This window comes from Arthrobacter pasteuri (assembly GCF_054510955.1).
Map to the genome: position 1 here is coordinate 145,477 of NZ_JBTNDO010000005.1, position 14,056 is coordinate 159,532.

At 69.8% G+C, this 14,056-nt stretch carries 12 protein-coding genes and 1 tRNA gene; all 13 read left to right on the forward strand.

The window, feature by feature from the left end; all coding sequences use genetic code 11:
- Window positions 1-76: 76 nt before the first annotated feature.
- The 13 genes from ACX80H_RS16030 (at window position 77) to ACX80H_RS16090 (ending at window position 13,568) form a co-directional block, all read left to right on the forward strand.
- Window positions 77-3,481: an Rne/Rng family ribonuclease gene (locus tag ACX80H_RS16030; protein WP_459314399.1), complete on the forward strand. Its 3,405-nt coding sequence runs from the start codon at window positions 77-79 to the stop codon at window positions 3,479-3,481.
- A 217-nt stretch (window positions 3,482-3,698) separates the two neighbouring features.
- Window positions 3,699-5,261, forward strand: coding sequence for a bifunctional hydroxymethylpyrimidine kinase/phosphomethylpyrimidine kinase (gene thiD, locus ACX80H_RS16035; protein ID WP_459314400.1), 1,563 nt, complete (start codon window positions 3,699-3,701; stop codon window positions 5,259-5,261).
- A gap of 153 nt (window positions 5,262-5,414) precedes the next feature.
- A complete protein-coding gene (gene rplU / locus ACX80H_RS16040) occupies window positions 5,415-5,723 on the forward strand; it encodes a 50S ribosomal protein L21 (protein ID WP_087073581.1) in 309 nt (102 codons plus the stop codon).
- A 56-nt stretch (window positions 5,724-5,779) separates the two neighbouring features.
- Window positions 5,780-6,040 (forward strand): 50S ribosomal protein L27, encoded by a 261-nt coding sequence (gene rpmA / locus ACX80H_RS16045; RefSeq protein WP_087073579.1) that lies wholly within the window; start codon window positions 5,780-5,782, stop codon window positions 6,038-6,040.
- Between the two features lie 116 nt (window positions 6,041-6,156).
- A complete protein-coding gene (obgE, locus tag ACX80H_RS16050; protein WP_459314401.1) occupies window positions 6,157-7,740 on the forward strand; it encodes a GTPase ObgE in 1,584 nt (527 codons plus the stop codon).
- A 6-nt stretch (window positions 7,741-7,746) separates the two neighbouring features.
- Window positions 7,747-8,904: a glutamate 5-kinase gene (gene proB, locus ACX80H_RS16055; RefSeq protein WP_459314402.1), complete on the forward strand. Its 1,158-nt coding sequence runs from the start codon at window positions 7,747-7,749 to the stop codon at window positions 8,902-8,904.
- Between the two features lie 49 nt (window positions 8,905-8,953).
- A complete protein-coding gene (locus tag ACX80H_RS16060) occupies window positions 8,954-10,288 on the forward strand; it encodes a glutamate-5-semialdehyde dehydrogenase (protein WP_459314403.1) in 1,335 nt (444 codons plus the stop codon).
- 110 nt (window positions 10,289-10,398) lie between these two features.
- A complete protein-coding gene (locus ACX80H_RS16065) occupies window positions 10,399-10,632 on the forward strand; it encodes a hypothetical protein (protein WP_459314404.1) in 234 nt (77 codons plus the stop codon).
- Between the two features lie 83 nt (window positions 10,633-10,715).
- Window positions 10,716-11,372, forward strand: coding sequence for a nicotinate-nucleotide adenylyltransferase (gene nadD, locus ACX80H_RS16070; RefSeq protein WP_459314417.1), 657 nt, complete (start codon window positions 10,716-10,718; stop codon window positions 11,370-11,372).
- A 7-nt stretch (window positions 11,373-11,379) separates the two neighbouring features.
- Window positions 11,380-12,285 carry a hypothetical protein gene (locus ACX80H_RS16075; protein ID WP_459314406.1) on the forward strand — a complete coding sequence of 302 codons (906 nt, stop codon included), beginning with the start codon at window positions 11,380-11,382 and terminating at the stop codon, window positions 12,283-12,285.
- 27 nt (window positions 12,286-12,312) lie between these two features.
- Complete coding sequence (rsfS, locus tag ACX80H_RS16080) at window positions 12,313-12,723, forward strand: ribosome silencing factor (protein ID WP_087073567.1); 411 nt, start codon at window positions 12,313-12,315, stop codon at window positions 12,721-12,723.
- On the forward strand, window positions 12,720-13,400 hold the full coding sequence (locus tag ACX80H_RS16085) for a histidine phosphatase family protein (protein ID WP_459314407.1): 681 nt from the start codon (window positions 12,720-12,722) through the stop codon (window positions 13,398-13,400). Before rsfS ends, ACX80H_RS16085 begins: the two co-directional genes overlap by 4 nt.
- Window positions 13,401-13,495: 95 nt before the next feature.
- Window positions 13,496-13,568: transfer RNA gene (locus ACX80H_RS16090), tRNA-Ala, on the forward strand.
- The last annotated feature ends 488 nt before the right edge of the window (window positions 13,569-14,056 follow it).

A 14,056-nucleotide genomic window follows, 5' to 3' on the forward strand; every position in this document is an offset into this window, starting at 1 on the left:
CCCGCGGCGGTCCGACATACCGCCCTGGAGGGCGCTGGAATGTGGCCGGTGCCGCAGGGGCTTGGAGCAGGCACCTATGGATCAGTCAGAACAGCTGGGGAACGAACAGAACGTACCGGAAGCAGCAGCTGCCGGGCAGGACGCCCAGGAGCAGGCCGCACCGGTGAAGGCGCCGAGGAAGCGCCGTACCGCCAGCGCACCGGCCGGAGCGCCACCCAAGGCGCCGGAGCCGTCCCCCGAGGCGGCAGCGGCCGCCGAGCCCGTCCGCAAGAGAGCCACCCGGGTCCGTAAGCCGGTCGTCATCACCGACGAGACCGTCACCGAGGCTCCCACCTCCTCCGGTTCCGACGACCTGCCGACGGACGGCACAGCCGGTGCGCCGGCCGTGTCCGACGCCGGGCCGGCCGCATTCGCCCGCGCGCCCCGTACCCGCCGTCGTGCCGCGACGGCCGAAGCGGGCCCCGCCCGCCCGGTGGAGCAGCCCGCCCCCGCGGACATCACCGCCACCGATGCGCCTGTCCCCGTTCCCGCCCCCGTTGCTGACGAGGCGGTGTCCGGGACGGCCCCCGTCGAATCCCTCGCAGTACCAGCGGACGGCAGTGCGGCCGGCACAGCGGCCGGCACCGAGGCCGACACGTCGACCGAGGAGAAGCCGGCCCGCGCACGCCGTACGACCAGGACCCGCAGCCGCCGGGCCTCCGAGCCCGTGCAGGTCGACGAACCCGTGCAGGCGGACGACGCGGAAGCAGCGGACGCCGGAGCAGCGACGATCCCCGCCGCGGGTTCCACGTCGGCTGCCGCCAGGGAGCCCCAGGAATCGCCCGGCGCCGCCCCCGAGGACTCGGCGCAGGAGGACTCGGCGCAGGAGGACGAGCCGGCTGAGAACCGCTTCGACCCCTTCGCCATCCCCGAATCACCGCTGTCCCTCCTGTTCCACGCCCCGGACCTCAGCACCGTCACCGTTCCGTCCGTCAAGGTCACCCCGCCGAGCGAGGAGGACAGCGAGGAGGAGGAATCCGAGGAGTCCGGCCGCCGCGGCCGCCGCAGCCGCCGCAGCCGGAACCGTACCCGGAGCGACGCCGCCCCGGCCGAGGCCGGCACGGACGACGCCGGGTCGGAGGACTCCGAGGACCGCTCCACCGGGCCGGAGGAGGGCCCAGGCGTCACCTCGCGCCGTCGCCGTCGTCGTCGCCGTGGCGACCAGGACCTCGAGCTGACCGGCGGCGAGGACGACGATCCGCCCAACACCGTCACGCGCGTCCGGGCTCCCCGGCAGGCCAGCGAGCCCGTCTCCGACCGCGTGACCAGCGTCCGCGGGTCCACGCGACTCGAGGCCAAGAAGCAGCGCCGTCGTGAATCCCGCGACACGGGCCGTCGCCGCCAGGTCATCACCGAGGCCGAGTTCCTCGCACGCCGCGAATCCGTGGACCGCCAGATGATCGTGCGACAGCGCGACGACAGGATCCAGATCGGCGTGCTCGAGGACGGCATCCTGGCCGAGCACTTCGTCTCCAGGACGCAGCAGGACTCGCTGATCGGCAACGTGTACATCGGCAAGGTCCAGAACGTGCTGCCGAGCATGGAAGCCGCCTTCGTCGACATCGGACGCGGCCGCAACGCCGTCCTCTACGCGGGCGAGGTCAACTGGGACGCCGCCGGCCTGGACGGCCAGCCGCGCCGCATCGAACTCGCACTGAAGTCCGGCGATCCCGTCCTGGTCCAGGTCACCAAGGATCCCGTGGGCCACAAGGGTGCACGGCTCACCAGCCAGATCTCCCTGCCCGGCCGCTACCTCGTGTACGTCCCGGGCGGCTCCATGACCGGCATCTCACGCAAACTGCCCGACGTCGAGCGCAACCGCCTCAAGCGCATCCTCAAGGACCGGCTCCCGGAGAACGCCGGCGTGATCGTCCGGACCGCGGCCGAAGGCGCCAGCGAGGAAGAGCTGACGCACGACATCAACCGCCTGCGAGCCCAGTGGGAGGAGATCGAGCGCAAGGCCGGCTCCACGAAGACGCTTGCACCGGAGCTGCTGTACGGCGAGCCCGATCTCACCATCAAGGTGGTGCGTGACGTGTTCAACGAGGACTTCTCGAAGCTCGTCGTATCGGGCGAGGAGGCCTGGGACACCATCGAGGCCTACGTCATGTACGTGGCACCGGACCTCGTCGGCAGGCTCGAGAAGTGGACGGGCGACGAGGACATCTTCGCCGCCTCGCGCATCGACGAGCAGATCTCGAAGGCCCTGGAGCGCAAGGTGTTCCTGCCGTCGGGCGGCTCGCTCGTGATCGACAGGACCGAGGCCATGACCGTGGTCGACGTCAACACGGGCAAGTTCACCGGCAGCGGCGGCAACCTCGAGGAGACCGTCACGAAGAACAACCTCGAGGCGGCCGAGGAGGTCGTGCGCCAGCTGCGGCTCCGCGACATCGGCGGGATCATCGTGATCGACTTCATCGACATGGTGCTCGAGGCGAACCGCGACCTCGTGCTGCGCCGTCTCGTGGAATGCCTCGGCCGTGACAGGACCAAGCACCAGGTCGCCGAGGTGACCTCGCTGGGGCTCGTCCAGATGACCCGCAAGCGCATGGGCACGGGCCTGCTCGAGGTCTTCGGAGAGGACTGCGAGCACTGTGCGGGCCGCGGCGTCGTCACCCACATGGAGCCCGTGGAGCACCGCAGCCACACCGCCGTGCCGGATACCCAGCAGCCGGTCCGCCAGGACAGGGTGTCCCGGAGCGAGCGCAAGCGGAACCGGGGCCGCGGCCAGCAGCAGGACGAGAACGTGGTCCAGCCGGTGGCTCCTGTGATGGATAGCCCTGACCGCGCAGCGAAGGCGGAGGCCGCTCGGGCAGCCCTCGCGAGCATCGCTGCCGCCACGCATCATCACGAGGAGGAGCACCCGGCCGCGGACGCCGACATCCAGGTGACGGAGGCGGTCCTGACGATCAACGGTGAGACGGTGACGTTGCCCCGCGCGGACAACCGCCGCCCGGCCGCCCAGGAGAGCCCTGAGGCGCCGGTCACCCGCCTGACGCTCGACAGCCTGAGCGAGGCCTTCAACAGGAGGCCCGCGGGCGACGATGCTGCAGCCGGGGGAGCCGACGGATCGCAGGCACCCCGGAACGGCAGTGAGGCCGGAAGTGAGGCCGGAAGTGAGGCCGGAAGTGAGGCCGGAAGTGAGGCCGGCACTGACGGAGGCAGTGAGGGTGGCAGCGCAGACAGCGCGCCGGAGGCACCCGTCCGCGCCGGAGTCCCCGTCGCGGAGGCACCGGCCCGGCGCACCCGCCCGCGCCGTCGCGTCGCCCGCAGCGCACAGGGCGCCGCGGACACCACGATCGAGACGCAGACTGCCGAGTCCGCCGCGCAGCCCTCCGGCACACGGCATGTCGCCAGGGCCCAGGCGCCCGTACGGAGGCCGGAGGCTTCGGCGTCCGAGCCGCTCATCTTCGGCGTAGGGGTACCCGCCTCGGAGCTGTAGCAGCCAGGCGACCGGTCCGTCCGGAACGCGGAAGGCCGGAGTCCCAGCGGACTCCGGCCTTCCGCGTTCCCGCGAACGATCCGCTGCCCGGACCTGTCGGCTGCGATAGGCTTGACCGCGACACGGGGTGCCCTGCCGGATGCAGGGCTGAGATCAAACCCGTCGAACCTGATCTAGCGGGCGCTTGCGCCCGAGGCCTAGCGGAGGGATGTCACCCATGCATACTGCGGTTCCCACACCCACGTCCGGAATTCCCAATATCCTCAGCATCGCCGGCTCGGACCCGAGCGGCGGGGCCGGGATCCAGGCGGACATCAAGAGCATCAGCGCCAACGGCGGCTACGCGATGGCCGTCGTGACCGCCCTGACGGCGCAGAACACCCGCGGCGTCACCGGTGTGCACACCCCTCCTGTCGGGTTCCTCCGGCAGCAGCTCGACGCCGTCGCCGAGGACGTGACCATCAGCGCCGTGAAGATCGGGATGCTCGGCTCCGCCGACATCGCGCACTGCGTCGCCCGATGGCTCGACGACGTCCGTCCGCCCGCCGTGGTGCTCGACCCGGTCATGGTGGCCACGAGCGGAGCCCGGCTGCTCGACGACGACGCCGTACGCGCCGTCATCGACGTCGCCCGTCGCACGTCGCTCGTCACCCCCAACATCGCGGAACTCGCCGTCCTCGTCGGAGCCGACCCGGCGACCTCCTGGTCGGAGGCACTCGCCCAGGGCCGGGTCCTTGCGGGAGACCTCGGCACGCGTGTCCTGGTGAAGGGCGGGCACCTGCCGGGGGAGCGGTGTCCCGACGCCCTCATCTCCCCGCCGGGACGTCCCGAGGACGCGCTGGTCCTCGACGGGCGGCGCGTGGCGACGGTGAACACGCACGGCACGGGCTGCTCGCTGTCCTCGGCGATCGCCAGCCGGTACGCCGCCACCGCCGACTGGCCCACAGCCGTCCGCGAAGCGAAATTCTGGCTCGAGGGGGCGCTCGAAGCCGCGGACCTGCTGGACGTGGGAGCAGGCAGCGGACCCGTGCACCACTTCCACTCCGCGGTGGACCCGCGCATGCACCAGCGCTTCACCGACCTGGCCTGGCGGGACACCACGGCGGTCCGGGAGGAGATCCTCGCGCTCCCCTTTGTCACCGGCATGACGGAGGGGAGCCTGCCCGCTCACGATTTCGCCTACTACCTGCAGCAGGACGCGCTCCACCTCCGCGAGTACTCCGGCGTGCTCGCCCGCGCCGCCGCTTTGGCTCCTTCGGAGGACGAGCAGCTGTTCTGGCTGTCGGCGGCGACGTCCTGCCTGCAGACCGAAGCGGAGCTGCACCGCACCTGGCTGGCGAGGGAAGCCGGGGAGCGCTTCGGGGAGGGTGCGGCGGGCCCCGTCACGCGGGCGTACTGCGACCACCTCGCGGCGGCCGCCGGACGCGGCTCGTACGCGGAACTCGTGGCCGCCGCGCTGCCGTGCTTCTGGCTCTACGCCGCCGTCGGGGACTACGTGCAGGAGAAGGTGGACAGTGGTGTCCCGTCCGGCTCCCACCCCTATGCGGACTGGATCGCCACCTACGCCGATCCTGGCTTCGCCGCCGCCACGGCGCGGGCGCAGCAGATCGCGGACGATGCGCACCGGCGTGCCTCGGCCGCGGAGAGGAACGCGATGCTCGCGGCGTTCAGGTGGTCCGCCACGTATGAGCGGGACTTCTTCGACGCTCCGCGCGTCCACGGCCCCGGCACTGGGCGGCACGAGCCCGCTGATTTGCAGGAAGATGCTGTCCTGGCGTAATCTTGACCCTCGGTGCACTCGCCTGTTAACCGGCATGTCCGGCGGCAACGGTGCGGGATTTCCGGCACGAAGAGCAACCTCCAGGTTTGCTGCCGAGGCGCACCCAGGTTTTTTCATCAGAAGTCAAGATTGTCGAGAGAAGTGAGTTCCCAAGTGGTGTACGCGATTGTCCGCGCAGGCGGCCGCCAAGAAAAGGTTTCTGTAGGAGACCTCGTTACCCTTGACCGCGTCACCGGTCAGGCAGGAAGCACGTTCAAGCTTCCCGCCCTCCTTCTGGTAGACGGCGCCAAGATCACCTCCGCAGCGGAGGACCTCGCGAAGGTCACCGTCACTGCCGAGATCGTCGAGAATCTTCGTGGACCGAAGATTGTCATCCAGAAGTTCAAGAACAAGACCGGCTACAAGAAGCGCCAGGGTCACCGTTCGGAACTGACCCGCGTCAAAATCACAGGCATCGCGTAGTCCTTCCGGGCTACCGATCGGTCACGTAGACACTTCAGCGAAGGCAGGCATAACTCATGGCACATAAGAAGGGCGCAAGCTCCACTCGCAACGGCCGCGACTCGAACGCACAGTTCCTCGGCGTCAAGCGCTTCGGCGGCCAGGTCGTCAAGGCCGGCGAGATCATCGTCCGCCAGCGCGGCACCCACTTCCACCCGGGCGCCAATGTCGGCCGCGGCGGCGACGACACCCTGTTCGCACTCGAGGCAGGAGCCGTTGAATTCGGCACCCGTCGCGGACGCAAGGTCGTCAACATCGTAGGTGCGGCAGCAGAGTAAATCTGCCTGCACACGATGCACAAGCATTCGGGTGGGGTGAGCCTCTACGGCTCGCCCCACCTTCTTTTAAGCCGGTTAGACTCGGCACAGTGAAGCATTTGTAGAAGGAGACCAACGTGGCGAGCTTCGTTGACCGCGTAGTCCTGCACGTATCCGGAGGCACCGGTGGCCATGGCTGCGTCTCCGTCCACCGCGAGAAGTTCAAGCCCCTCGGCGGGCCCGACGGCGGCAACGGTGGCGACGGAGGCGACGTCATCCTCCGCGTCGACCACCAGACCACCACCCTCCTTGACTACCACCACGCCCCCCACCGGCACGCCACGAACGGCGGCAACGGCATGGGTGACTGGCGCGGCGGCAAGAGCGGGGAGACCCTGATCCTTCCCGTCCCGGACGGCACCGTCGTCAAGACGAAGGACGGCGAGGTCCTCGCGGACCTCGTCGGCGAGGGAACCGAGTTCGTCGCGGCCGCCGGCGGCCAGGGCGGCCTCGGCAACGCCGCGCTGTCCTCCCAGAAGCGCAAGGCCCCGGGCTTCGCCCTGCTCGGCATCCCGGGCGACGAGCGGGATGTCGTGCTCGAACTCAAGTCCATCGCGGACATCGCCCTCGTGGGCTTCCCCTCCGCCGGCAAGTCCAGCCTCATCGCCGCGATGTCGGCTGCCCGCCCGAAGATCGCCGACTATCCGTTCACCACCCTCGTGCCGAACCTGGGCGTCGTCGAGGCGGGTGCCACGCGCTTCACCATCGCCGACGTTCCGGGCCTCATCGAGGGCGCGAGCGAGGGCAAGGGCCTCGGCCACCACTTCCTGCGCCACGTGGAGCGCTGCGCCGCCCTCGTGCACGTGCTGGACTGTGCTGCACTCGAGACGGACCGCGATCCGCTGAAGGACCTCGGCATCATCGAGGGTGAGCTCGAGAAGTACTCGGTCGACATGAGCTACGCCGGGCCCGACGGCGACGTCGTCCCCCTGAACGAGCGCCCCCGCCTCGTCGCCCTCAACAAGGTGGACGTGCCGGACGGACGGGACATGGCGGAGTTTGTCCGTCCCGAACTCGAAGCGCGCGGCTACCGGGTGTTCGAGGTGTCCGCCTCCAGCCACGAGGGACTGCGCCAGCTGGGCTTCGCGATGGCGGAGATTGTCGAGAACGCGCGCAAGGCCGTCGCCAGCGCACCCCCGAAAGTCGCTCCGCCGGTGCTGCGCCCGCGCGGCGTCAACGCCGCACCGTTCCGGATCCGCCTCGAGGAGAAGGACGCCCTGCCCCTCTTCCGCGTGCTCGGCGAGAAGCCGGAGCGCTGGGTCAAGCAGACCGACTTCACGAACGACGAGGCCGTCGGGTACCTCGCGGACCGCCTGGCCAAGGTCGGCGTCGAGGAGGAACTCTTCAAGGTCGGCGCCAAGCCGGGCGACACCGTCGTGATCGGCGAGGGCGACGGCGTCGTGTTCGACTGGGAGCCGACGATGATGGGCGGCGCGGAGCTGCTCGCCGGGCCGCGAGGCTCCGACCTGCGCCTGGCGGAGTACGTCCGGCCCACGCGCGAGCAGAAGCGCGAGGAGTACCAGGAGCGCAAGGACGCGAAGGCCGCGGCCCGGGCCGACCTCGAGGCCGACCGCAAGGCCGGCATCTGGACGGAGTCCGTGCAGAACCGCAAGCAGACTGCTCCTGCCCGGCAGGAAGCAGACGCCGAGTCTCAGGACTAGGCGCGCGTGGCCCAGGAACAGTCGCAGCATCCGCTGGCGTCCCGTGCCGGCCTGGCCGCCGCGGGAAGGATCGTCGTCAAGGTCGGCTCCTCGTCGCTGACGTCGGTCTCCGGGGGGATCTCGAGTGAGGCTCTCGTCGGCCTCGCCGATGTCCTCGCGGAGCGGCGGATGGCCGGGACCGAGGTGATCCTGGTGTCCTCGGGGGCGATCGCCGCAGGGCTCGCTCCGCTGGGCCTCGCACGGCGGCCTGCACAGCTGTCCACGCAGCAGGCCGCCGCGAGCGTGGGACAGGGCCTGCTCATGGCCCAGTACTCCCAGGCCTTCGCCGCCCACGGCGTCACCGTGAGTCAGATCCTGCTCACCGCGGAGGACCTCGTCCGGCGGTCCCACTACGCGAACGCCCACCGCGCGATGGAACGGCTCCTGAACTTCGGCGTCGTGCCCATCGTGAACGAGAACGACACCGTCGCCAGCCACGAGATCCGCTTCGGCGACAACGACCGGCTCGCCGCCCTCGTCGCCCACCTCGTCAAGGCGGAGGCGCTCGTGCTCCTGTCCGACGTCGACGCCCTCTACGACGGACCGCCGAGCGCGGGTGCGAGCCGGATACCGCTCGTCACCTCACCCGCGGACCTCGAAGGGGTCACCATCGGGCGGGCGGGCAAGGCGGGTGTCGGCACGGGCGGCATGGTCACGAAGGTCGAGGCCGCCACCATCGCGGCGTCCTCCGGAATCCCGGCCCTCGTCACGTCGACCGCGAACGCCGCTGCGGCGCTGCGCGGGGAGGATGTCGGCACCTGGTTCACTGCGACGGGCAAGCGGCAGCCCATCCGCCTGCTCTGGCTGGCGCACCTCGCCCGGGTCCTCGGTACCCTCGTGCTCGACGACGGCGCCGTGCACGCCGTGGGGGAGCGGCGGCGTTCCCTGCTGCCGGCGGGAGTCGTCGGACTGTCGGGCGTGTTCGAGGCGGGAGATCCGGTGCAGCTCGTGAGCGGTGACGGAACCGTCGTGGCACGAGGCCTCGTCAACTACAGTTCCGCGGAGCTCCCCCGGATGCTCGGACGCTCCACGCATGACCTCGCGGAGGAACTCGGGGCCGAGTACGAGCGCTCGGTGGTGCATGTGAACGACCTCGTGGTACTGCAGGCCGCCGCAGCGTCATGAAAGGACGGCGCCTGAGACCCGGCGCCCTGCTTCTCGCTAGAATACTGGGATGACCGACCTGAAGGCTGAGACGACCACCGAGACGACCGCTGCCCGGGACGACGCCGCTCCGCCGTTGTCCCCGGAGCAGCTCACGGAGGCCGTCCACGCGATCACGGACAGGGCGCGTGCAGCGTCCCGCGTCCTCGGCAGGGCCAACCGCGCCCGCAAGGACCGCCTGCTCCTCGCCATCGCCGACGCACTGGTCGCACGGCGCGACGTCGTCCTCGCCGCCAACCGGACCGACGTCGAACGCGGCCGCGCGGCCGGGACCTCCGACTACCTGCTGGACCGCCTGAGCCTCGACTCGGAGCGCGTCGACCGGCTCGCGGAAGCACTCGCGCAACTGGCCGCGCTCCCTGATCCCGTCGGCACCGCCGTGCGTGCCGAGACCCTCCCCAACGGACTCCGGATGCGGCAGGTCCGTGTGCCGCTCGGCGTCGTCGCGGCGATCTACGAGGCGCGCCCGAACGTCACGGTCGACATCGCCGGCCTCGCACTCAAGAGCGGCAACGCCGTCATCCTCCGGGGCGGCAGTGCGGCAGCCGCCACCAACGCCGCCCTGGTGGGCATCATCCGTGACACGCTGGACGCCCACGGGCTGCCCGACGACGCCGTCCTCACCATCGACGAGTTCGGCCGGGAGGGCGCCCAGGTACTCATGGCGGCCCGTGGGCGGATCGACGTCCTGATCCCGCGCGGCGGGCGTGACCTCATCCAGTCCGTCGTGACCACCGCACGGGTTCCCGTGATCGAGACGGGGGAGGGGAACGTGCACATCCTCCTCGACGAGAGCGCCGACGAGGACATGGCCATCGACATCCTCCTCAACGCGAAGACCCAGCGGCCGAGCGTCTGCAACACGGTGGAGACACTCCTCGTCCATGCCGACTCCCAGGCTGCTCCCGGCGTCCTCGAGGCGCTCGTGAGGGCCGGTGTGACACTCCACGTCGACGACCGGTCGCGCGCCCTCCTGCCCGAGGGCGCGGACGCGCTGCCCGCCACCGACGACGACTGGGGTCGTGAGTACATGCAGCTCGACCTCGCGGTGCGGACCGTCGACAGCGTCGACGAGGCGCTTCGCCACATCCGCCGGTGGAGCACCGGCCACAGCGAGGCCATCATCACGAACAGCCTGGCGTCGTCGGAGGAGTTCGTGGCCGGGGTCGACTCCGCCGCCGTCCTGGTGAACGCCTCCACCCGGTTCGTCGACGGCGGTGAACTCGGACTCGGTGCCGAGGTCGGGATCTCGACGCAGAAGATGCACGCGCGGGGACCGATGGGGTTGGCGGAGCTCACGACGACCAAATGGATCGTGCAGGGTGAGGGGCAGATCCGCCGCTGACCCCGGCCGGCAGGCTGGGAAGCGCGCGTCCCTTTACGCGTACCATTGGAAGAAATACCCGCGCCGGGCCGAGACGGACCGGCGGAACCTGACCTGACAGAGGAACCACGATGCTCTACTCCCTCGGCAGCACGCTCCTGGCGAACGAAGCCCTGGAACACACCGAGCTGCCCATGCCGGCCATCGCGTACGCGCTCATCGCCATGGGGGCCCTGCTCCTGCTCATGATCGTGACCCTGTCGTTCTCCAACGTGCGCAACCGCCACGAGGCCGTCGAAGAGCACATCGACCCGCACAAGCAGCACGCCAACAACCACGACCACGGCGAAGCGAACCGACACTAGCAGTCCCGGTGGCGGACAGGATCGAGCGGGACGTGATGGGTGGCCTGCGGCACCGTGACGGGTCGCCCTGGCGCCTCGGGGTCATGGGCGGTACCTTCGACCCCATCCACCACGGCCACCTCGTGGCCGCGAGTGAGGTCGCATCGGTGTTCGATCTCGACGAGGTCGTCTTCGTCCCGACGGGCCAGCCCTGGCAGAAGGCGGACAAGGACGTCACGGCAGCCGAGCACCGGTACCTGATGACCGTCATCGCGACGGCGTCGAACCCGAGCTTCACGGTCAGCCGCGTGGACATCGAGCGCCCGGGCCCCACGTTCACGATCGACACCCTGCGCGACCTGAAGATGCAGCGGCCCGACGCCCAGCTGTTCTTCATCACGGGAGCGGACGCCATGGCGCAGATCCTGACATGGAAGAACGCGGAGGAGCTCTGGTCCCTGGCGCACTTCATCGGGGTGACGCGGCCGGGCCACGAACTGAACGGCCGCGGGCGGGACGTCAGTCTGCTGGAGGTACCGGCGATGGCCATCTCCAGCACCGACTGCCGGCGTCGCGTCGGCGAGGGCAAGCCCGTCTGGTACCTCGTACCGGACGGGGTCGTCCAGTACATCGCCAAGCACCGGCTGTACCGGGTGCGGCTGGAGGACGACCTGTCCTCGCGCGTCGAGGACGGGAAAGTCCTGTCGACGGAAGGGGAGCACGGGGGGAACCCAAGCTCCGTACAACAACCAACTGGGTGAATCAGCAATGGGCAAGGCAGACGACAACGCACGGACCCCCGCGCCTTCGGACCACGGCGACCGGGACGGATCGGGTTCGGTCGAAGGGGCGGTCCGCGTGGAGACCCCTACCCGCCGCCAGTTGCGGTTGCAGCAGCCCCAGGGCCGGGCGGCCGCACCGGCGCCCGGCTCGCTCGGCGAGCCACTGCCCGGCGGGCGGAGGGACCGCCGGCGCCAGCTGACGACGCAGCTGGCGGCCGTCGGAGCGGCTACGGTGCCACCCGCAGGTGCCACAGCAGTGCCAGCCGCGGGCGCTACAGCAGTGCCAGCCGCGGGTGCGATAGCCGCGACGAACGCGGGTGCGATAGCCGCGACGAACGGTGGTGCTGCCGATGACATGAGCATCGAAGAGGCCCTGGCGGCACGCAAGGCGCTCGTGGGGGAGGCAGGAGGGCAGGCCGACGGCACGCCGAGTGCCTTTCCGGTGGATCCGACAGTGCTGGCGCAGCAGAAGGCGCTGGCCGAGCGGGCTGCTGCCCTCACCTCCCGCGTACGCCGTACACAGGAAGTGACACAGGACGCGTCAAAGCAGCATCGGAAGCCCGCGCCGCACGACCCGGCTGCACCGGACAACCTGTCGATCGTCGCGCCGCCGGAGTTCGTCAAGCCTCCGGGTGCGATGTATGCCGTGCTGCGGGCGCCGTCGACCTCGCTCATACCGATCGTCCTGCCGCAGGCCCAGCAGGATTCGCCCGAGAGCGAGGGCACGCCGCTGGGGGCACGGGATGCGTTCGGCCTGGAACCGCTCGACGCCATGACGGCTGGGCTGGGACGGCTCCGCCGCCTGCGCTATATGCAGTATTCGCTGCTCGGTGTGGGCGCAGCCGCGCTCGCAACCGGGATAATAATGACAGTCAGCTCCCTCAATGGGTGAAAATGCTGGCACCACACAAGGAGATCAGTGAGCGCTACCGAACAGTCCATTGGAATTGCCCGCACAGCGGCGCACGCCGCAGTGGACAAGATCGCCCAGGACATCGTTGCCATCGACGTCAGTGACCGCCTCGCCATCACGGACATCTTCGTGATCGCGTCCGCGCCGAGCGAGCGGCAGGTCAATGCGATCGTCGACGGCATCGAGGAGGAACTGTCGAAGCAGGGCCTGAAGCCCGTGCGGCGCGAAGGTCGCAGTGAGGGCCGCTGGGTCCTCCTCGACTACGCCGAAGTGATCGTCCACGTCCAGCACGAGGAAGACCGGGTCTTCTACGCCCTCGATCGACTCTGGAAGGACTGCCCGTCCGTGGACCTCCAGCTCGAGGGCGCGCTGCAGACCTCACCTCGGACCGCCGCGTCCGACGACGTCGCGGAGTGACGCGGTACCCCCACGCCGACCCCGCTGCCCGCCGCATCATCTTCTGGCGCCACGGCCGCACGGAGTGGAACCGCTCCGGGCTGTTCCAGGGCCAGGAGGACATCGACCTCGATGAGACGGGTCGCGAGCAGGCGCGGCGGGCGGCGGAGGTGCTGGCCACGAGGCAGCCGTCGATGATCGTCTCCTCCGACCTGCGCCGTGCCGCCGACACCGCGGCGGCGCTGGGTGACCTCAGCGGCGTCGAGGTGTCCTTCGACGCACGGCTCCGTGAGACGGATGCGGGTGCGTGGCAGGGCCTGTCCTTCGCCGACATCGACGAGAAGTTCGCCGACGACAACGCGGCCTGGCGCGGGGGAGACCCCGAGGTGCGGGCGGGCGGTGCCGAGAACCGGCTCGAGGTCGGCGAGCGCATGCTCGCGGCCGTGACCGACGCCGTCGCCCGCATCGAGCCATCGGAGACCCTCGTGGTCGTCAGCCACGGTGGGTCGATCAGGGCGGCCCTGGCGGCCCTCATGGGATTGCCGCCGCAGCGCTGGGGTGCCCTCGCCGGCCTCTCGAACTGCCACTGGTCGGAAGTGCACGAGGTGGTGGGCAGGGCAGAGGCTCTCTTCTCCTGGCAACTGACCGAGCACAACGTCGGTCTGGGCTCGCTGCCGGTGGAGCCACTGGAAGGCTGAGGGCACCGGGCGGCCGATTTGGCGAAGCTCCCAGAATTTACTACACTGATCAAGTTGCTTCGGCGGGGTGAAGACCCCGGGAAGCTACAAAGTACGGGGCTATGGCGCAGCTGGTAGCGCACCTGCATGGCATGCAGGGGGTCAGGGGTTCGAATCCCCTTAGCTCCACAACGAACCGCTGGAACACAGGACGAAAGACCTGGTCCGGCGGTTTTTTGTTGCCCGGGAGGGCTCATCCGTTGTTTTGTTGGGCTGACACCCCTATGCCTCGGTTGTCTGGTCTCCCACCAGGTCTTCGACATCCAGCTCAGGGGACCCGGCACCAAAAAGCCCCGCCCGGTATGGGACCGGTCAGGGCTTGATGGTCACAGCCAAAACTTCTACGGGGAAAGACTCCTTGGTAGCAATATGCTCCGAGGAGCCGTCGATCAGACGCGGTGATCATTGATGGGTTGGGCGATCCGCGGTACCGGCAACAGCTGGCTGACCAGCACCGGAAGCCTTCCAGGCGTGCGCGGCGCTGGAAGGCTTCCGGGCTCGTCATTACCTGGTGATGGTGATGACCTCGCTGACCAGGCTGGTGCATTCGTCCTCGGGGCCCCCAGGGCCCGCAGCCCCACCAGGGCCCTCAGGCCCACCAGGGCCATCGGAGATAC

What these genes read in the sequence shown, in the direction of transcription:
- ACX80H_RS16075 (WP_459314406.1), top strand. Translation starts at nt 11,380, where the DNA reads ATGGGCAAGGCAGACGACAACGCACGGACCCCCGCGCCTTCGGACCAC.
- ACX80H_RS16030 (WP_459314399.1), top strand. Translation starts at nt 77, where the DNA reads ATGGATCAGTCAGAACAGCTGGGGAACGAACAGAACGTACCGGAAGCA.
- nadD (WP_459314417.1), top strand. Translation starts at nt 10,716, where the DNA reads ATGGGCGGTACCTTCGACCCCATCCACCACGGCCACCTCGTGGCCGCG.
- ACX80H_RS16060 (WP_459314403.1), top strand. Translation starts at nt 8,954, where the DNA reads ATGACCGACCTGAAGGCTGAGACGACCACCGAGACGACCGCTGCCCGG.
- ACX80H_RS16065 (WP_459314404.1), top strand. Translation starts at nt 10,399, where the DNA reads ATGCTCTACTCCCTCGGCAGCACGCTCCTGGCGAACGAAGCCCTGGAA.
- thiD (WP_459314400.1), top strand. Translation starts at nt 3,699, where the DNA reads ATGCATACTGCGGTTCCCACACCCACGTCCGGAATTCCCAATATCCTC.
- rpmA (WP_087073579.1), top strand. Translation starts at nt 5,780, where the DNA reads ATGGCACATAAGAAGGGCGCAAGCTCCACTCGCAACGGCCGCGACTCG.